Raw genomic sequence first — 19,988 nt, forward strand, 5'->3', positions numbered from 1 at the left:
TAAGGAGGAACAAAATGGCACAGAGCAGAAAAGACTCACGCGGTTATGCGCTCAGGACCGGTGAGTGTCAGAGATCAGACGGACGTTATTCTTATTCCTATGTGGATAAGGACAGAAAGAGACAGGTGGTGTATGCGCCGGATCTTATCACGCTCCGCAAGAAGGAGCAGCAGATAAGGCGCGACCTGGAAGACGGACTTGATCCCAGAAGAGCAGAGCGCGTTACAGTCAATCAGGTATACGACTCGTACATGAAAGGCAAGTACGACCTGAAGGCAACGACAAAAGTAAATTACATATATACCTATGATCATTACATAAGGGAGACTTTCGGAAGACGTAAGCTGATAGATGTGAAGTACTCTGATGTTAAGAAGTTCTATTATACGCTTCTGACAGAAAAGGAATTATCTCCGGCAACAGTGGATAATGTTCACACTCAGCTTCATCCGGCATTCCAGATGGCAGTCAGGGATGGATATATCAGAACCAATCCCTGCTCGGGAGTTCTTGGTGAGATCAAGAAGAGCCATGTGTGGGTAACGGAGAAGAGAATGGCGCTCACAGTTCCGGAGCAGAAGGCTTTCATGAATTATCTTTTTACGAACCATAAGTATCAGGGATGGAAGCCGCTCATCACGGTCCTTATAGGAACAGGGCTTAGGATTGGAGAGTGCCTTGGCCTTCGGTGGGAAGATCTGGATTTTGAGAAGCGTACCATCGATGTGAACCACAACCTGGTCCATCGCAGAGTGGATGAGGAAGGTGGAACACTCCACATCAATACTCCCAAGACCAAGGCAGGATGCAGAACAGTCCCTATGATCCAGCAGGTGTATGATGCATTCCTCGAAGAGTATCAGCTCCAGCAGCTTACAGGATTCTGTACGCAGGAGGTGGAAGGCTATTCAGGATTTGTTTTTGCCAGCTCAAATGGTACAGTCACATTACCGGTAGAAGTAAACAGGGCGATCCATTCTCTTATAGATGACTATAATAAGGAAGAGAAAGTCAATGCCAGAAAAGAGGGGAGAAATGCTCTGATCCTTCCCAGAATTTCGGCACATCATTTAAGGCATACCTTCTGCACTAGACTGTGTGAGACCGAGACCAATGTAAAGGTCATCCAGACCATCATGGGTCATAAGGATATCCAGACTACATTGGACATCTACGCCGACTGCACAGAGGAGAAAAAGAAGGAAGTCATTCACAACATTGAAGATAAGATTTTCATCTTGTAAGTGGCCTGTTTTGGCTGCATAGTTTTCAAGAATTGAATATTCCATCAGGCTCCATTTCATTACCGGGGTTATAGTGATTGACCCGCGGATTACCACACGGTCGTGGATTATGACGGACAAGGACGGTATTTCAAAAAGGTGCTGATTTGGAGCTGTATGGAGAGCATGGGACAAGGATGGATAAGGACGTACGAACTCCCTTAATCCGTATAAAGAGATGAACTGATGAGTCATTCTTGAAAGAAATTTCAAGAGTGGCTCTTTTTATTTTGCCTCATGACATGTTTGGAATGGTTTGGATTCATCCACTAAAAAACTTCGAAGGGAGAAAAAAGATGGATATAAACGAAGAATACCAGGACATTGAGAACAGACAGGAAGTCAGGAACAAAGCTAGGATGTTCCGCCGAAGGTTAATTCGATGACGGCAGCGGAACGAAGCAGGCTTATACAGGTGATGACATCGTTGGAAGCTGTCCTGTATGTGGGAGCCATGTCGTTGAAAGGGAAAAGGGATTTTTCTGTAACAACATGGACTGCAAATTTGCATTATGGAAAGACAACAGATTTTTCCAGTCGATTGGTAAGGAGATGACAAGGGAAGTTGCAGATGATCTCGTAAACTGCGGAACAGTAAAGCTTCTTGACTGCAAGTCCCAGAGGACAGGAAACACTTTCAGCTGCTATGTTGATTTGACAACTGATGAGGAGGGAAAAGCTCATTTCGAGATCCGATTTCCCGAAAGGAAGCGAAGAGGGGAGTGAAAACTTTATGGAACATTTCCCCAACAAGCATAGCCTCGGTATTTACTGAGGCCCTGCTTGCCAACTAGTGAGCAAGGGTACCGGTAGGGGAAGGCAATGGCTGTCTTAAGGTGGAATTATAAAAATATGGAATGAATTCTCTCCGGAAGACAAAATCTTTTGAGCATCGGAAGGAATGAGCTAACAGTGAGTCATTCACTCAACGCTCAATAGAACTTAATAAGAATAAAACTAGATGTTATAAGAAAAGTAAATTGACTCATATTTCTTGTGAATTTCCTGATTAAGAAATATACTAAATATATGAACCCATTAGATGATTATTGTACAGCAAAAGAATTAAGTAAAAAGTGGAATGTTTCAACCCGTATGATTTCCTATTATTGCTCAGAAGGACGCATACCCGGGGCTAAATTGCTTGGGAAAAACTGGATAATTCCTGCTGATGCAGAAAAACCTATTGATGGGAGAACAAAGGAAGGAAAGAGTGATGGATAATAATACGGCATTTGAAACGCTCGGAGGAGTTTTAGAAGGGACATCTGCGCATATTTCACGTACTTTGATGATTTCAGAGCTTGAATCATTATTACAGGCTACAGATTTTGATTCGTCTTTAGAGGACTACCTGAAATCAGTAGTTGAGGACAATTGCCTGTTGAAGAGTACTGTTAAGACTCGTAAGGTTACTTATACGAATTTGAAGAGTTTATATGCACTTGATCCTGAAAATAAGCTGTTCATGTTGTTAAGAGTCTTGTATGAGAAGGAGCCAGAAGAACTTCCTCTTCTTGCATTTATGTGTGCATATTGTAGAGATTTTATTTTTAGATTTGCAGTAAAGCATATTCAAAGTGTGCCAGAAGGAACCAGTATGCCTGGTATGTTTTTTCAACAGTATCTTGAAGATCAATTTCCTAAAAGGTATAGCAATGCTACGAGAAGCTCTATGTCGCAAAATTTGCTTGCATCTTTTTTTAGAACAGGTCATGTAGCTGGCACTAAGATGAAAAAGGTAAGATCTCAGTCAAAACCTGGTGCAGCTGCAGTATGTTATGCGGCAACTATAGCATACGCCATGGGAATGAGAGGAATGTATCTTTGCGAGAATGAGTTTGTAAAAGCACTGGACTGCTCAAGAGAGTCAGCACTTAGTCTGCTTTCAGATGCAGATGCTAAAGGCCTTATCCGTTTGCGTCTTCTAGGAGAGGTAATGGATGTTCAATTTACATTTGCGGAAGGAATAATATCATGAGTCGAATTCAGACCCTTGTGAATAATTATCAGAAATTTATAGATTTGCCATGGAGGGATGTTTCTTCAGAACAAAGAATTATTTTCTGCGTTTATGAGCCTACGGAAGAAATGACCCTGCGTTATAACATCCCTGCGTTTAAGTTGGCTACTGAGGATACAGGCCATAGATGGATGGAATATGATCTTACCACTTGTTTTGAAGATTGGATGGGGAAACAGAAGTATGCTGAAGCATATTTTGCAGAACCTGAAAAGCTTCTTCAAATGCCGAGAAAGTTTGAAGATTATATAGAGGAGTCTTTTAAGGAAAAAACTGCTGATGCTGATAAGAATACTATGATTGGGATCGTTGGCGTTGGCAGCATATTTGGCTTTATTACTGTAAAAGAGTTTATAGAAAAACTTGCCGATGACGTCGATAGCAGAATCGTGCTTTTCTTCCCAGGTACATATTCAAGCTCACCCACGAGCAATTATAGATTTTTAAATGCTTATGATAACTGGAGCTATCTTGCCACCCCCATCACGGCGGATGTTAATAATTTTTAAGGAGCAGTAACATGAAAAATAAAGAAATATATTACAGAACACCTTCGTCTACAACATTGAAAAATAATGGTGTAGCAAAGGCTGATCTTATTGATGAAGAGATGCTTAGATATGAGCTTGATACTTTTGTGTGTACCGGCAAATATGAAGATGGTCTTGTTCAGATATTACAGAATTTTATAAGTGGCCTTGATGAAAATGCAGAACAGAAAGCTGTATGGGTAAGTGGATTTTATGGATCAGGTAAATCTCATTTGGTAAAAATGCTTTCGGCTCTTTGGAATAATAAGCCTTTTAGTGATGGACAAACTCCAGAGGGGATCGCAGAGCTTACTGATAATCTTAAAGAGCAGCTTTGTGAACTTAGAATTCATGGTAAAAGATTTGGAGGAACACATTCAGCAATTGGAACTTTATCGAGTCAATCTGGATATTCGGTCAGACTTGCTGTATTAGCAATACTTTTTAAGTCTTTGAAACTACCTGAAGAGTATAACAAAGCTGATTTTGTGTTATATCTCAAAGAGAAAGGTTATTACGATAAGGTTGTCAGTTACCTTGATGCTCATAATGCCTCTATTGAAGAAGAAATTGACAATCTTATGGTCGCCAAAACTTTATATGAAGCATTGATGAACACAGACTCTGATTATTTTCAGAGTTTTGATATGACATCACGTATTTTGACAACTCAGTATAGGAATGTTGAGGATATAAACGATGACCAGTTTATAAAAATGTTTAATAGGTGTTTGAAATATGCCTATAACGGTAAAGTGCCGCTTACTTTGATTGCTATTGACGAATTGCAACAGTTTATAGGTGGAAATGCTGATCGGTCGATTGCAGTGCAGCAGGTGTCAGAACTTTTATGTAGTAAGACGGATAGTAAAGTTTTACTTGTTGCTACAGGTCAGTCTGCAATTAATAGTACTGAGAATTTAAAGAAACTAGAAGGAAGGTATACCGTTAGAATAGAGCTTTCCGATAGCGATTCAGATAAGGTTGTAAGAAAAGTTGTTCTTGAGAAACGTCCCGAAGCCATTACAGAAATTACCAATGTTATGGAAGATAACATGGGGGAACTTTCTAGAGAACTTGGCGGAACCGATCTTAAATTTACAGAAGAGGACAAAGAGACTTTTGTACAAGATTATCCTGTACTTCCTATGAGACGACGTTTTTGGGAGTATGCGTTAAAAGCACTTGACACAAGCCATACTGATAGCCAGATTCGTAATCAACTCAGCTTGATTAATGATGCAGTATCATCAAAAGATAGTCTTGAAGCAGCGGTTGGGCATGTTGTTCCGGCGGACTTTATTTATTTCGAATCAGCTACAAAAATGCTTAATGCAAATCAGATTACTACTGATGCATATGGCAATATTGAAAGATGGAATAAAGGAAATGCAGACGACAAGTTATTTGCAAGGGCGTATGCAATTGTATTTCTTATTGGCAAAATTCAGAATTATAGGGATGATCTTAACCTTAGGGCAGATATTCCTACTATTGCAGATTTGCTTGTAACAGATCTTACAGAAGGTACAGCAGTGTTACAAGGAAAACTGAAGGAATTATTCGATGCCCATAAGGAACTTATAAAGGTTGACGATGAGTATCATGTTCAGACTAAGGTAAGTGCTGAATGGAGAAATGACTTTGATGTCCATAGAGCTAGTCTAACAAATAATGAGTCTCTCATTGATAATGAACGGACAATGCATCTTCGAAAAATGGTCAATGAGATGGTAGCTAAGATTAAACTTCAACAGGGAGTTACATGTACGCCTCGAGAATTTGAACGACATTTTGGCGCAGATAAACCAACGGATACAGCAGAAAAGTGCTATTTTTGGTGTGTGGATGGATGGAGCTCCAATATCTCAAATGTAAGGGCAAATTCTGCAGCGCTTGGTACTAACAGTAGTGTATTATGCGCATTCATTCCTAAAGTCGAGGAAGATACTTTACGCGATGCAATAGCGAATTTTAAGGCAGCTGATCAGGTATTAAATGCGAGGAAAAACCAGATAACAACAATTGAAGCCAAGGAAGCTTCTCAGAGCATGGAAACGACTAGGCTTCAAGCGCAGAATGAAATAGATCGTATTTTAAAGTCTGCAGTAAATAAGATGTCATTGTTCGTATCAGGAGATGAAGTATCTACTGATCCTACCATTCCAGATGCAATAAAGAATGAACTTAATAATTGCATAATTAATCTATATCCGAGATTTAAAGAGGCAGATCAGATTGGGTGGGACAAAGTATTTGCAGATGCTGCTAAGGCAAAGCCTGATGCATTGAATAGGATTAGTTATACTGGAGATGTAGAAAATCAACCTGTATGCAAGGAAATATTACAATATATAACTCCAGGTAAAAAAGGATCTGAGATTAATTCAAAATATAGTGGACACGGCTTTGGATGGAGTAAAGATGCAATTGAAGGTGCCATTATGGTACTTTTTGCATGCAATAAGATTAAGGCTGAAGATGAATATAGGAAGCCTGTTGCACCTGGAAAACTTGAAAGAAAGCAAATTGGAAAGACGCTGTTCAAACTTGAGTCTCCAAGTATATCAACAAAGCAGCATCTTGAAATACGGTCTGTTGTAAAGAAATTGGTTCCAAATGACACAGATGAGTCACAGCCTATAATGATTGAGTTCGTAAGTCAGCTTAAGGAACTTCAGAAGGCTGCTGGTGGAGACAAGCCATTTCCTGAGATAGAGCAAACTGATCTGATAGATATAATTGGTTCGTGTTACGGAAATGAACAGCTGAAAGCAGTTCTTGACCACAAAGATGAATTAGCAGAACTTATAGAGCGTTGGAAGGATACAAAAGCTTCTATACAGAAAGTAATTCCGCTATGGAATCAGTATAGTAGCCTGATTACCTATACCGAGAATAGGATTGAATTTGAAGAGGATATCACTGCCCAAAATGCCATTGTAGAGGGCAGACTGTTAACAAGCGGTGATACTGTTAAAACGGCGCTTAAGAATATTACTCAGAAATTTGCGACCCAGTTATCTGAGCTGAAAAATAAAATGGATGATGCATGGAATGAGGGAGAAAGAATTCTTGCCACAGATACTAATTGGAATAATCTTGAGGTAGAAGAACAGGCAGAATTAAGGAATCAATATCATTTTGATAATAAACCCGAAATAGATGTTTCAAGTTCAGAAAGAATTGTTGAGACACTTAACAAACATAGACTAAGTGCTATTCAGGATAGCATAACTGCTGTACCTACTAAGGTGAGTAAAATGTTAATGGATGCTGCTAAGCATTTTGAACCAGAGACTGTTGAAGTTTTTATGACCTCATCTGTTCTGGCTACAGAAGATGAGGTTAATGAATGGGTTGATGATGTTCGTGATAAGCTTTTATCTCAAATAGCGTCAGGTCACCCAGTTATGCCAAGAATGTAAGGATGAAATATGGAGACATTAGATAAAGCATTAAGAAACGAATTGAATACGGCTGTCCTCAATGCAAGGGATATTTCAGAGAATGCTGCAAGAAAAGCAGTAAAAATGTTGGCAGTTGGAGATAATAAACCATATAACCATATGTCTGATGATCAGAGGGCGTTGAGAAGAACGTTAAGAGCTCATGGGCGTGAACTGGGTGATGAACGTAAAACAGATGGTACACAGGATATTGATATTCTGGTTGAAGAGTGTGCTTATGAACATTGGCATTGTATGCTTTTTTCACGTTTTCTTGCTGAAAATAACCTTCTTATGCATCCTGATATGAAAGTCGCTGTAACCCTAGCTGAATGTGACGATCTTGCTAAAGAAGAAGGTTTTTCAAATAGGTGGGAATGCGCTGTTTCTTATGCATCAAAGATGCTGCCAATGATTTTTAGAGAAGATAGCCCGTCTTTAAGATTGAAATTCAGTGCATCCGATATGCAGGCTTTGGAAGAAATAGTTGAAGAACTTGATGATTCTGTTTTTCATGCGAGCGATTCTATAGGTTGGTGCTACCAGTTTTGGCAGGAGAAGAGAAAAAAAGAAATTAACGAAAGTGAAATTAAAATAGGGGAAAGAGAACTTTCACCTGTTACGCAGTTATTCACAGAGCCATATATGGTTTCATTCCTGTTAGATAATTCCATCGGAGCTTGGTATGCGTCAAAATTGTTAAGCAGGGATGATTTTAAAAATGCTTCCTGTGAGAAGGAATTGAGAGATAAGGTATCTCTTCCGGAAACTCCTCTTAATTTTCTAAGATTTACCAAAGAAAAAGAGACTGATGAATGGAAAATAGCTGCAGGGAATTTTGACAATTGGCCCCCAAATTTATCAGACTTTACATTACTTGATCCTTGCTGTGGAAGCGGGCATTTTTTAGTTGCTGCTTTTCGAATGCTGGTATCTATTCGAATGAGATTAGAGAAAGTAAGTGCATGTGAGGCTTGTGATCTTGTTATTTCACAGAATATACATGGTCTTGAAATCGATGCAAGGTGCGTTGAAATGGCTGTTTTCGCATTAGCATTTGCTGCATGGACATTCCCAGGAGCAGGAGGATGGAGATCCATTCCAGATTTTAAAGTAGCGTGTTGCGGTAAATCAATAAGAATGACCAAACCTGAATGGACTAATTATGTAAAGCGTAAAACAAACGATTTTAGTTCTAGAAGCATTTTAATGGACATATATGAACAATATGAGAATGCTCCAATACTTGGAAGCTTAATAAATCCAAGGAATATAGCGAAAAATGCAGATAATTCTCACCAATTAGATGAAGTGTTGGATATCTTTCGAAATGCTGCTGATGATACGGACGATGATGATAGAGAAGCTGGATTAAGTGCTAGAGGTATAACTTATTCTGCCAATTTATTGAATAGGCGATATACGTTAGTAGCAACAAACCCACCATATCGAAAACTTGGAGATTTACATCCAATATTATCTGATTTCTTTAATGCAAGATATCCTAATTCGAAAAGAGATATTGCAACCGTATTTATTTCAAGATGCCTTGAGTTGTCATCGGAAGGTACGGTTGCTTGTGTTGTTCCTCAAAATTGGATGTTTTTAACATCATATAAAAACTTCAGAATTGATTTGCTTAACAATTATAAATTCAATAGTGTTGTACAGCTAGGGGAAAATGGATTTAATTCTCCCGCTGCAGCAGGCGCATTTACTGCATTAGTAATACTGTCTAAAAAAGATAGAGACAATGACAATGCTTTTTTTGCAATTGATCTTACTAAAGATGAATCTCCTGAGCTTAAAGAAAATCATATTGAAATTGATGCAGTTAAGCTAATTAATCAGCAAATGCAATTGAATAATCCAGATGCGAGAATAACATTATCTGAGCTTGATAATCAAGAATTGTTTTCTAAATATGCCAAATGCGTTGTAGGTTTGCAAACGGGGGATGATCCCAGGTATGTATTTCAAATGCAAGAAGTTGTTGACAGAAAGCAAATATGGGAGCTGTTTCAAAATACTCCTGATACAGTAAATGATGCCGATTTTTATGAGGGTTTTACACAAATATTACGTTGGGAGAACGGAGTAGGTGCATTAGTAAATTCGCCTACGTCTTATCCAACTAAGGGTAGAGATGCATATAATAAAAAATGTGTTGCATTAGTTAGAACACGTTCAATAAAACCAATTTGTTATTCTGGGACTTATTTTCATCAGAATTTAGCAGTTATTATACCTAAGTCAGAGTCTGATGTTGATGCTATGTGGTGCTATTGTAATGATGAAGAGTACACTACTAATGTCAGGAAAATTGATCAAAAATTGAATGTAACAAATGCAACATTAGTTAAAGTACCATTTTCGATTGAGTACTGGAAAGAAATTGCTGCTGAAAGATTCCCTAATGGAATGCCGAGGCCTTTTACTAACGATCCAAGACAATGGATTTTCCATGGTCATCCGTGTAAAACTATTATTTGGGATGATAAAGATAAAAAGTTAATTCGCGGCATAGATAGAGTAGATGCAGATGTTGTGCAAATTGCCGTATGCCGCCTTTTAGGATATAAATGGCCAGGAGAACTTGACGCTGGTATCGAAATGGCTGATGAACAACACAAATTAGTTGAAGAAGTTAAGCTTTTGGAAAAGTTTGCGGATAACGATGGAATTGTTTGCATTTCGAGCCTTGGAAAGGAACAAAGTGCTTCTGATAGACTTATTCAATTACTTGCAGAGGCATATGGTGAAGGATGGTCGAATTCAGTATTGGAGAACCTTTTATCATCTATGAATTTTGGAGGAAGAAGCCTTGAAGATTATTTAAGAAATGGATTTTTTAAGGACCATTGTAAAACTTTTTCTAATAGACCGTTCATTTGGCATATATGGGATGGACAACGGGATGGATTTTCAGCATTCGTAAATTATCATAAACTGGATAACAAATTGCTTTCCAAACTAATATATACAGTTTTAGGCAGTTGGATTCAAGACCAAAAAAGTGACCTTGCTGTTGGAGTTGAAGGTGCACAAAGGAGACTTGATGCGGCAATGGCTCTTCAAAAAAAGCTTATTCAGGTTCTTGAAGGAGAGGAGCCATATGATATTTTTGTTAGGTGGAAAGATTTGAAAAAACAAAGTATTGGGTGGAATCCGGATTTTAATGATGGCATAAGGCTGAATATAAGACCGTTTGTAACAGCTGGGGTACTTAGGGATAAGTTTAACATTAGTTGGAATAAAGATAGGGGAAAAGATGTAGAGTCTTCTCCTTGGTATAGTGAGTTTAATGGTGACAGAATTAATGATAAGCATCTTACTCTTGCAGAAAAGAAAGCAGCTCGAGGAGAATAATAGTGGCAGATAATGATAAACGTATTATAGATATTCTAATAAGAAAAATCAGACAGCTTTCTGATTACAATGATAGCGCAGAAGTTAAGCCTGCAGTGATATTATGGCCTGATGCTGAGCGAAGATTTGAATATGCTATTAAGGTTTTACAAACTGAAATGAATGAACTGTTTGTATTGGGAGATTATAATCCCCCTGAAAAGACTGGTCCTGCAATATGGCTTCGTTGTGCTATGACGGGAACAGTACCGATTGAGTATCCCAAAGATAGGGTTCCAGTTATATATATGCCGGGTGTTGGAAGAGAAAAATTCAGGCCAGAGACATCAGAACCACTTTTGAAGCCACTTATTCCGCTTCAATACCTTGGCCGTTTTTTTAGTCAAAGAAGCTCTAAAGATATAACTCCTTTTAGCTTTTTGGGAAATACATCAGAAGGAATTGGGCTTGATATCCCTGATGGTGTTGAAGTAAGGGAAACATTAAAGTTGGCATTACCTGTTATTCTAAATATGAGGCTTTCTGAACTTATAGATCAGCATATCGATGCTGACTACCTGAATGGAATTGTTGCTGGTGGAGATACTATTAACAGTTTGCTTGGATATATCAATTCTGGTGACGATATTTTTCAAGATGATGTTCAAAGATTAGCGTTGAAAAAGCTCTTTAAATCTCGATATGGACTTGATCTTGATAAGGATACACAGATAAACGCTGCGGAAATGCTGGCAAAACATTGTACTTTGGAGTGGAAATCAGTATGGAAGCAGTATGAAATGGCGTATGATACTTACCCCAAGATAGAAGAGCAGATTCGAAAATGTTATTATGAACCTTTTATCATCCCGGGAAAATACGCAAAGTCAGAAGAAGGATGGCCACAATATAACGATCAGCAGGAAACACAATTGCTTTATAGTTTGAAAAATCTTGCTGATAAGAGTGAAGAAGAGATAATTGCTGGGATAGAACTGTTAGAAAAAGAACATTCTTTGCGAATAGAAACATTGTGGGGAAGGCATGGGCAGGCTCAAATTGCAAGAGCTACAGCTTACCTAGATAAGATTGTTAAAGCTTTTGAAAAGAGAATACAAGGTTCTACAATAAATGAGCTTGCTGAATATTATAGGAAATGTGGATATAAGGCTGATCAGAATGCCCTTTTGTCGTTACAGTCTACACAGAATGACGAACAGATGACCTGTATTAAAAATCTCCTGTCAGGTTTTTATAAGAACCAGATAGATCATGTTACGACAGCATTTCAAAAGGCGGTTGAGAAGGAGGGATATCCATATACTGGTATGGATATTAGGTATAAAAAAAATACTTGTATTTTATTCGTTGATGGCTTGAGATATGATATGGCCAAGATGCTTGAAGAAAAGCTGATTGCGTCATCTGACGAGTATAAAGTATCGGAGAAAGAATTCTGGTGCCCATTCCCCACTGTTACAGCGTGTGGAAAATATGCTGTAAGTCCTATAATATCCGAATTGGAGGGAACAATTTGTGATGATTATGGACCGGTGTTCAAAGATACTGGTATTATGATTAATTCGACCAGTTTTAAAAAACGTCTTGAAAACAAAGGATGGATTATAATCACTGATGCATCAGTAAAAGAGGGTGATTACGGATGGTGTGAAACTCGGAGTATTGACAAGCTGGGACATGATAAACAGTGTTCTATGGCTAAGCAAGTCGATATGTTGATTACAGAAATATATAATAAGATAGTTGAGTTGTGCAATGCAGGCTGGAAGTATATTGAAGTCGTAACAGATCATGGCTGGCTATTTATACCAAATAAGATGCCCAAATGTACGCTTCCAGGATCTATGACGGAATCTAATGGAGGACGTTGTGCAAAAATGGCAGAAGGCGTTCCATGTGAATATCAGCAAGTGCCATGGAGCTGGAATTCTGATGTGGAGGTAGCTGCTGCTCGTGGCATTGGTTCTTTTGTAGATGGTAAAGAGTATGCACATGGTGGTTTGAGTTTGCAGGAATGTCTCACTTTACAGTTGGAAGTTTCTAGGGCGAGTGTAGTAGAAACAACAGAAATAAAGAATGTGAGTTGGAAAGGCATGGCATGCTCTTTTGATGTAAGTGGAGATGTAGATTCAATTATAGCGGATATCAGAGTTGCTCCTGCTGATTCTTCATCTTCCCTTGTGGATAAGAAAAAGCAGCCGGATAGCGACGGCCATACAAGATTGATAGTGACTGCAGATGATATAGAAGGAAAGTCAGCATATATAGTGCTTATATCTAACTTAGATAAGAAGATAATTAATCAAAAACAAATACAAATAGGTGATAATCATGGAACTTGACGAACTTGATCAGTTGGCAAATAAATACATGGATGGATATTTAGTTAGGAAAGATCTTGTACGTAAGTTTGGACGACAATTTCCTGTTCCAACATATGTCGTTGAATTTATGCTGGGACGGTACTGTGCTAGTGTAGATGAACAGGAGATTGAAGAAGGCTTGCAGATAGTTGAAAAGCAGCTTTCTTCTAAGACTGTACGTGCAGGAGAAGAGGAACTGTTTAAGGCAAGAGCAAGAGAGCAGGGCTCAGTTAAAGTCATAGACCTTATATCTGCTCGGCTGGATGCAAAGAAGGATTGTTATCTTGCTAGCCTTCCTTCATTAAGGCTTAGCGATGTTCGCATAGAATCAGATCTTGTAAAAAAGAACGAAAGAATGCTTACAGGAGGCTTCTATGCAGAAGTTGAGCTTGCTTATGATGGAGCTGAGACTCAAGGAATAGGTGGAATGCCTTTTTCTATAGTCAGCCTTAAGGAGGTACAGGTCTCAAACCGGTCTTGTCTTGAAACTTTAGCTGAAGCTAGGAGCAACTTTACTACGGAACAGTGGAAGGACTTCTTGCTGCGCTCAATAGGAATCGAGAGCGAGACACTGACCGAGAAACAGAAAAATGCATATCTCCTTAGGATGGTTCCATTTGTGGAGAGAAATTATAATTTGATTGAACTTGGACCACGTGGGACAGGTAAGAGTCATCTGTATCAGCAGATATCGCCATATGCTCATTTGGTAAGTGGAGGCAAAGCCAGCGTTGCAAAGATGTTTGTTAATAACTCTACAGGTCAGCGAGGACTTGTATGTATGTATGACGTTGTTTGCTTTGACGAGGTAAGTGGAATATCATTTGACCAGAAGGATGGTGTTAATATTCTAAAAGGCTATATGGAAAGTGGAGAGTTCAGCCGTGGTAAGGAAAGCATACGAGCAGATGGCGGCGTTGTTATGGTTGGAAATTTTGACGTAGACGTTGAACAGCAACAGCGCGTAGGCCATTTGTTTGGCCCTCTTCCACCGGAGATGCGCAATGATACAGCATTTATGGACAGGATTCATGCATACCTTCCTGGTTGGGATATTCCAAAACTCAGTGCACATTATTTTACTAATCATTTTGCGCTTGTAAGTGATTTCCTTTCTCAGAGCTGGAATCTCCTGAGAAATCAGTCCAGACTTCCTTTGATACAAGGAAGAGTTTCATTTGGCAGTTCGTTATCAGGGCGTGACACTAATGCTGTAAATAAGACCATAAGCGGATTGTTAAAATTGTTATATCCGTCTGGTGATACGATTAGTATTCCCGATGAAGATATAGAATGGGCTGTTCGTATTGCATTAGAGGCTCGTAGAAGAGTAAAAGAACAGCAGAAAAGAATAGGTTCAGCAGAATTCCGAAATACTCAGTTCAGCTATATCATGTCCAATGATAAGGTTGAGAAGTATGTAACTACCCCTGAATTATATAAGGAGAATAGTATCACCTCTGAACCTCTTCCACCAGGACAAGTATGGAGTATGAGCCCTGGAAATACTGATGGAGACCCACAGGGATTGTTCAGGATTGAAGTTGCATGCAACCCAGGAAGCGGTATGCATATTCTTAATAAACCGGCTCCTATACCATTTAAGGAGAGTCTTAACTATGCTGAACAGAATCTTTATGCTAATGCCATGCAATATGTTGGTGATAAAAAACCACGTGAATTTGAATTCAATATTCAGCTTAAAGCACTCGATACTTCTAGGAGTGGAGCGAAGCTTGGAGTGCCGATATTAGTAGCACTTTGCTCTGCTATGCTTGCGAAGCCAGTTAAAGCAGGTATGGTAATTGCAGGAGAAATTAGTTTAGGAGGCTCTATAGAGACCCTTTATAATCCGGTTGAACTTGTTGAAAGCGCAGTTGAAAAAGGCGCTGCAATGATGCTATTACCTGTATCATCTAGGCATCAACTTAATGATCTATCTGATGAGATGGCAGCAAGAATTGATATAAAATATTACATTGATGGTAGAGATGCAGTTAATAAAGCTTTGGAAATATAAGAGCAAAGAGGAAAAGCATAGGTGAAGTTAGTAGAAAGTCAAAAATTCCTTGTGATTCGATATTCTACAAAGGCTCAGACTGATCTGATTGAAAAGCATAAGGAAGTAATAAAACAATATGGGTATTGTTGGTTTGGCAAGATGGGAACAGTTCTCTCAGAAAAGTTAATAAAAACAATTTTAGGGGAAGAACAGCCAGCATTAGTATTATACAAAAAGGAAAAAAGTTACCTTTGCAATATTAGTGAAGTAATTCAAAATTGTCCTGATAGGGCATATCCTCATTACTATGATGAATTATTGCAAAAGCCGAGTACATATATCAAAATCAATATAATTGATGAGATTGAAGATGATTTCATAAGAAACAGTATAGTAGTAAGTACACAGAATTATGTTTTAGATACTATGTCGCATTCTAGTTTATCATTTTTAATAGCCGAGTATCATGAAAGCATTAATAGAAATTCTATTGCAAATAAAACTGATAATAATTTAGAGTTAGGGCAAAATGACTGTCGATACAGAAAATCAGGAATGTGTACGTACAGAAGCTGCATAAATTTTGAATATGAATGTGAGAGACCAAGTTCATGTGCGAAACAAAAGCGGTAAGGAATAGTAGCATAAAATAAAAATATAAAAACAGGAAAAGTGAAGAGGCAGTATCTGGCTGTCTCTTCTTTTATAGCAGCTTTATATTTTCTTGACGTAGAGCTTTTCCATTTTAATGAGTAAGCGTTGCGACGAGCCCTCTAGGAGGTGACAAATTATGAGTCACAACAACGGTTATTATAATTCACAATTTGATACAAGTAAGAATGGAAGAATTGATGCTTCTGAATAGACTAATATTCATGAGACATGATTAAAGGTGTATATTGAAAGCAGCACCATAGAGTATGGCGGATTCAGCAGTGTAAAGGCAATTTCTTCCTCTATACATTTCCAAGTTACATTCTGGAACTACTCAGAATGTAACTTAAGAATATTACAGCTTTTGGGTAGTGGAAGATAGATCTCAAAGCGATATACTTAAAGTATGCCATAGTTCGAAAGAGGAGATTATTGAATGAGTCCAACTTATGACAAATATACCGTTACACAGTATTCTGTTAATTCGATTCTTGGAAGTATAGAATCTGGAGAAATTGCGATTCCTGAGATACAAAGACCTTTTGTTTGGAAAGGAAGTCAGGTGAGAGATCTAATTGATTCTCTGTATAATGGCTATCCTACAGGATATTTAATCATATGGCAGAATCCCACTGTTCGTCTAAAGGATGGTTCAAGCGCAACTGGTAAAAAAGTCCTCATTGATGGACAACAGCGCATTACTGCAATTATGACTGCAGTAGCAGGTCAGCAGATTTTGACAGAGGATTATGTACAGAAAACAATCAGGATTGCCTTTAATCCCCTTGCAGATAATGATGAATCACGCTTTGAGGTACAAACTCCAATCCATTTAAAGGATAAAAAATGGATTCCGGATATATCAGTAGTGTTTAAACCAGACTTTGATAGTTTCAGCTTCATTTCACAGTATATTCAGGATAATCCTGAGGTGAATTCTGCAGATATCAACAAGGCAATAACGAAGTTGTCAGGAATAAAGAACAGCCAGATAGGTGCAATAATGCTTGTTCCAGAGCTTGATATTGGAGAGGTAACTGAGATTTTTGTGAGAATTAACTCTCAGGGAAAGCGCTTGAATCAGGCAGATTTTGCCATGTCAAAGATTGCTGCTGACGAGAAATATGGTGGAAATATGCTTAGAAAGGCAATTGACTATTTCTGTCATCTGGCAGTAGATCCGGCTTTTTATAGTACTTTGAAAGAGAGTGATAAAGAGTTTATGGCTTCTGAGTATGCACAGAAACTGTCGTGGCTTAAGGATGATAACGGGGATATCTATGATCCGGATTTTGGAGATATGCTCCGTGTAAGTTTTATGCACAAGTTTAGTAGAGGGAAGTTGGGTGATTTAGTTAGTCTTCTCTCTGGAAGAAATTTCGTTGAAAGAACTTATGAAGAGAATATTGCTCAAGATAGCTTTATGAAACTCCATGACGGTGTCATGAACTTTATGAACGAGTATAATTTCCAGCAGTTTGTCTTGGCAATAAAGGCTGCAGGATTTATTTCACCTAAATTGCTTAATTCAAAAATGACATTGGATTTTGCTTATACATTATTCCTCATCCTTCAGTATAGTGGCGAGGTAGATAAGGTACAGATTAAACGTTATGTACAGAAATGGTTTGTCCTTTCTACCTTGACGGGAAGATATGTAAATTCTCCTGAATCGAAGATGGATCAGGATTTGAGACGTATTGGAGAGAAAGGATTCTTACCATTTCTTCAGGAAACGGAAGCAGCTTCACTTTCAGAAGATTATTGGAATGTCGGATTAGTACAGAATCTCGAGACTTCAGCTATTAGTAGCCCATATTTCAATGTTTTCATCGCCGCGCAGATATTTCTTAAGGACAGGTCGTTATTGTCAGGAAATGTCGATGTTGAGGATCTGGTTTCTTCCATGGGTGACGTCCATCACATTTTCCCTAAGCAGTACCTTAAGGATAATGGCATTACTGATAAGGCCAGTTATAATCAGGTGGCAAATTATACATATCTTGATACAAGTATCAATATTGCTGTAGGAAAGAAAGCACCTAATGAATACTTTAAAATGGCTAAAAATCAAAGTGAGGGAGCAGAGGGGACTATTGGAACAATTAAAAATATTGAAGAGTTTGAATCCAACTTGATTGTGAATTGCATCCCTACATATGTGATGGATATGGAAGCTGGTAACTATGAGCAATTCCTTGTAGAACGTAGAAAACTTATGGCTGGGAAGATAAAGAAATATTACAACAGCTTATAAGTAGTGAATTTATCACACGGAGTCAGAAATGAATTCTTACATAACATTGATAAGGGACGTGTCAGATTATTATAATAGCGCACTTCCCGAACTGAAGAATATAAAGAATAACGACAACCTTTTTGACTTGGTTTGGTGCAGAGGACTTACCGAGGAGATAAATCTTTGGACATATTGGCAGGGAAGAGGAATAGAGAATCCTGAAGTTATGATTATTGGTCAGGATTTTGGTATCTGCACTGATGAAGACAATGGATCCTTTTATGAGAAATGTGCTAAGAGTAGTATGGGTGAAAGGGAGTTCATTTCAAACGAATACATCAAAAGGGTAAAGGCAGATGAAAAGAATAAAACAGATAATATGCTTATCAAGCTTACAAAGGAAGGACTAGGAAAAGAGTATAGCGCTGATATACCTTCAAATCCGAAGCTTTTCATGACAAATGCATGCTTGGGATATAGATCTGGGAATAAGATTAGCGGTGGGAATCTTTCTGCATATATAAAACATGACAGCAAGTATATCGCAAAACTAATAGACATAAAGCGACCTAAAGTAGTTATCTGCTTGGGAACAGATACATATTTCAACTTGGTAAGTAGTTTTATAAATGATAGGACAAAAATCAGAAATATTGCAGAAGATTTCTGGAAATCATTGGATGATGGAACTAATTATCAGGATATTCAGTTTGAAGGATTTGAAGTCCGTTTTTTTGGTGTAAGTCATGCTGGTCAGAATGGTGCCATTAATAGGATAAGGGATAAGAGCATTCCAAAAGGCGATAGGATAAGCACAGCTTCAAAACTAATGGTCGGAGATTGGAAAAGAATAGGGGATTATTTGAGAGATATTTCCTGCTCTGATTGATTTAGACAACAGAGAATTCAATAGTGTAAAAAAGGCAATCAGATATATAAAGCCGTAGCATTCAAATGTGAATACTGCGGCGTTGTTTTTGGAGGGAGCTACCGGAATGGGGATTCCGATAGCTGTGTTATGAAAAAAGTGTTCTTATGAGGGGCGCAAATCGTTCAGGGGACATAAGGTCATCAGTACCAAATTCATAGAGAGTGCAGAGAACAAGGCTGATACGGAGAAAGTATCAGCCTGATCAGATGGAGAAGAGCGATGAATGAAAGCATATATGGATCAAGAGATTCCAAGAATACGGGGACAACCCAATACGGAGATGATACCGGCAGAACAAAATCCCTTGGGAGCAAGCTGAAAAACAAGGATACAGCAAGGAAATATTACGGTGAGATGCTCCGGGGAGAGAGAACTACCAAGGAACTGGAACCTGAGGAAGCAAGACGAAGGGCGAAGATCATGAAGTTTGGGAAAATATGGACGAAGGGACCCTTACCAAGACCAAGGAAATGCTCGATGATATGCATAAACGCAAGATAGATATGGCAGACAGCATTTTTGTAATCAATGTTGGTGGTTATATCGGAGATAGTACACGGTCTGAGATTGAGTATGCTAAACAGCATGGTAAGAAAATTCAGTATTTGGAACCTGTGGATTAGGAGGGTACATTATGGCGATTATGAAACTTGGGAAATTACAGGAAGTTGATATTAGAAAGCTCTGTAATAAGATGGGCTTTCAACTGAACAAGGAAATATTAAGATGTCAACGTTCCTTGATGAACAGAGGACGAGTCGCTTATATGAATAATTTATTCTGGAATACTTTAGATACCATCACCCAGAACTCAGAGCAAATCCGGATCAAGTACAGTGGAATCTAGTAGATTGTAATTTAAATAAATAGACCAATATGCTATACTGATAATATAAAACCTTTGGAGGTGATTTCAGTATGGCAAAAGCGCAACCACTTATTCTTCCTGATGATGATCGTGAGTACTTTGAATCTATAGTTCGCACCAGAACCATGCAGGCCCAAATCGTATCAAGAGCAAGAATTCTTCTTCTAAAGGCTGATGGCGAATCTGTAGATGCGATAGCTGAAAAGGTTGGGCTCAATCGTAACAGCGTATTACTCTGCCTTAAAAAGTACAAAAATGGTGGTGCGGAAAATGCTAT

At 38.4% G+C, this 19,988-nt stretch carries 15 protein-coding genes; all 15 read left to right on the forward strand.

Annotation, left to right across the window (positions count from 1 at the left end; translation table 11 throughout):
• Nucleotides 1–14: 14 nt before the first annotated feature.
• Entirely contained in the window at nt 15–1,244 is a 1,230-nt protein-coding gene (locus BMW61_RS19050) for a tyrosine-type recombinase/integrase (RefSeq protein ID WP_091825264.1), read from the forward strand.
• 531 nt (nt 1,245–1,775) lie between these two features.
• On the forward strand, nt 1,776–2,009 hold the full coding sequence (locus tag BMW61_RS19060; protein ID WP_091825269.1) for a hypothetical protein: 234 nt from the start codon (nt 1,776–1,778) through the stop codon (nt 2,007–2,009).
• A gap of 303 nt (nt 2,010–2,312) precedes the next feature.
• Nucleotides 2,313–2,507: a helix-turn-helix domain-containing protein gene (locus tag BMW61_RS19065; RefSeq protein WP_091825272.1), complete on the forward strand. Its 195-nt coding sequence runs from the start codon at nt 2,313–2,315 to the stop codon at nt 2,505–2,507.
• Nucleotides 2,497–3,264, forward strand: coding sequence for a hypothetical protein (locus BMW61_RS19070; RefSeq protein WP_175475300.1), 768 nt, complete (start codon nt 2,497–2,499; stop codon nt 3,262–3,264). The genes BMW61_RS19065 and BMW61_RS19070 overlap by 11 nt, the downstream gene beginning before the upstream one ends.
• The gene (locus BMW61_RS19075; protein ID WP_091825276.1) at nt 3,261–3,815 is read left to right on the forward strand and encodes a BREX protein BrxB domain-containing protein; all 555 of its coding nucleotides are present in this window, start codon (nt 3,261–3,263) and stop codon (nt 3,813–3,815) included. Before BMW61_RS19070 ends, BMW61_RS19075 begins: the two co-directional genes overlap by 4 nt.
• Before the next feature lie 11 nt (nt 3,816–3,826).
• Complete coding sequence (gene brxC, locus BMW61_RS19080; RefSeq protein WP_091825279.1) at nt 3,827–7,264, forward strand: BREX system P-loop protein BrxC; 3,438 nt, start codon at nt 3,827–3,829, stop codon at nt 7,262–7,264.
• Nucleotides 7,265–7,273: 9 nt separating this feature from the next.
• Entirely contained in the window at nt 7,274–10,654 is a 3,381-nt protein-coding gene (locus BMW61_RS19085; RefSeq protein ID WP_091825281.1) for an Eco57I restriction-modification methylase domain-containing protein, read from the forward strand.
• Nucleotides 10,655–10,656: 2 nt separating this feature from the next.
• On the forward strand, nt 10,657–12,996 hold the full coding sequence (gene pglZ, locus BMW61_RS19090) for a BREX-1 system phosphatase PglZ type B (protein WP_091825284.1): 2,340 nt from the start codon (nt 10,657–10,659) through the stop codon (nt 12,994–12,996).
• A complete protein-coding gene (gene brxL / locus BMW61_RS19095) occupies nt 12,986–15,037 on the forward strand; it encodes a protease Lon-related BREX system protein BrxL (protein ID WP_091825287.1) in 2,052 nt (683 codons plus the stop codon). Before pglZ ends, brxL begins: the two co-directional genes overlap by 11 nt.
• Before the next feature lie 21 nt (nt 15,038–15,058).
• Complete coding sequence (locus tag BMW61_RS19100) at nt 15,059–15,652, forward strand: hypothetical protein (RefSeq protein WP_091825291.1); 594 nt, start codon at nt 15,059–15,061, stop codon at nt 15,650–15,652.
• 457 nt (nt 15,653–16,109) lie between these two features.
• The gene (locus BMW61_RS19105; protein WP_091825294.1) at nt 16,110–17,930 is read left to right on the forward strand and encodes a GmrSD restriction endonuclease domain-containing protein; all 1,821 of its coding nucleotides are present in this window, start codon (nt 16,110–16,112) and stop codon (nt 17,928–17,930) included.
• A 28-nt stretch (nt 17,931–17,958) separates the two neighbouring features.
• A complete protein-coding gene (locus BMW61_RS19110; protein WP_091825297.1) occupies nt 17,959–18,801 on the forward strand; it encodes a hypothetical protein in 843 nt (280 codons plus the stop codon).
• 261 nt (nt 18,802–19,062) lie between these two features.
• Complete coding sequence (locus BMW61_RS21680) at nt 19,063–19,344, forward strand: hypothetical protein (RefSeq protein ID WP_139176467.1); 282 nt, start codon at nt 19,063–19,065, stop codon at nt 19,342–19,344.
• Nucleotides 19,326–19,466 (forward strand): hypothetical protein, encoded by a 141-nt coding sequence (locus BMW61_RS19115; RefSeq protein WP_242876822.1) that lies wholly within the window; start codon nt 19,326–19,328, stop codon nt 19,464–19,466. Before BMW61_RS21680 ends, BMW61_RS19115 begins: the two co-directional genes overlap by 19 nt.
• 295 nt (nt 19,467–19,761) lie before the next feature.
• Nucleotides 19,762–19,988, forward strand: a 227-nt coding sequence (locus BMW61_RS19125; RefSeq protein WP_139176469.1) for a helix-turn-helix domain-containing protein, incomplete at its 3' end; no start/stop codon positions are given.

Origin of the sequence: Butyrivibrio sp. ob235 (assembly GCF_900109475.1) — a bacterium.
Classification (GTDB): Bacteria; Bacillota; Clostridia; order Lachnospirales; family Lachnospiraceae; genus Butyrivibrio.

Bases quoted from the DNA above. Each gene is read 5' to 3' on its own strand.
- brxC (WP_091825279.1), top strand. From the start codon at position 3,827: ATGAAAAATAAAGAAATATATTACAGAACACCTTCGTCTACAACATTG.
- BMW61_RS19075 (WP_091825276.1), top strand. From the start codon at position 3,261: ATGAGTCGAATTCAGACCCTTGTGAATAATTATCAGAAATTTATAGAT.
- BMW61_RS19065 (WP_091825272.1), top strand. From the start codon at position 2,313: ATGAACCCATTAGATGATTATTGTACAGCAAAAGAATTAAGTAAAAAG.
- BMW61_RS19060 (WP_091825269.1), top strand. From the start codon at position 1,776: ATGGACTGCAAATTTGCATTATGGAAAGACAACAGATTTTTCCAGTCG.
- BMW61_RS19115 (WP_242876822.1), top strand. From the start codon at position 19,326: ATGCATAAACGCAAGATAGATATGGCAGACAGCATTTTTGTAATCAAT.
- brxL (WP_091825287.1), top strand. From the start codon at position 12,986: ATGGAACTTGACGAACTTGATCAGTTGGCAAATAAATACATGGATGGA.
- BMW61_RS19105 (WP_091825294.1), top strand. From the start codon at position 16,110: ATGAGTCCAACTTATGACAAATATACCGTTACACAGTATTCTGTTAAT.
- BMW61_RS19050 (WP_091825264.1), top strand. From the start codon at position 15: ATGGCACAGAGCAGAAAAGACTCACGCGGTTATGCGCTCAGGACCGGT.
- BMW61_RS19110 (WP_091825297.1), top strand. From the start codon at position 17,959: ATGAATTCTTACATAACATTGATAAGGGACGTGTCAGATTATTATAAT.
- BMW61_RS21680 (WP_139176467.1), top strand. From the start codon at position 19,063: ATGAATGAAAGCATATATGGATCAAGAGATTCCAAGAATACGGGGACA.
- BMW61_RS19085 (WP_091825281.1), top strand. From the start codon at position 7,274: ATGGAGACATTAGATAAAGCATTAAGAAACGAATTGAATACGGCTGTC.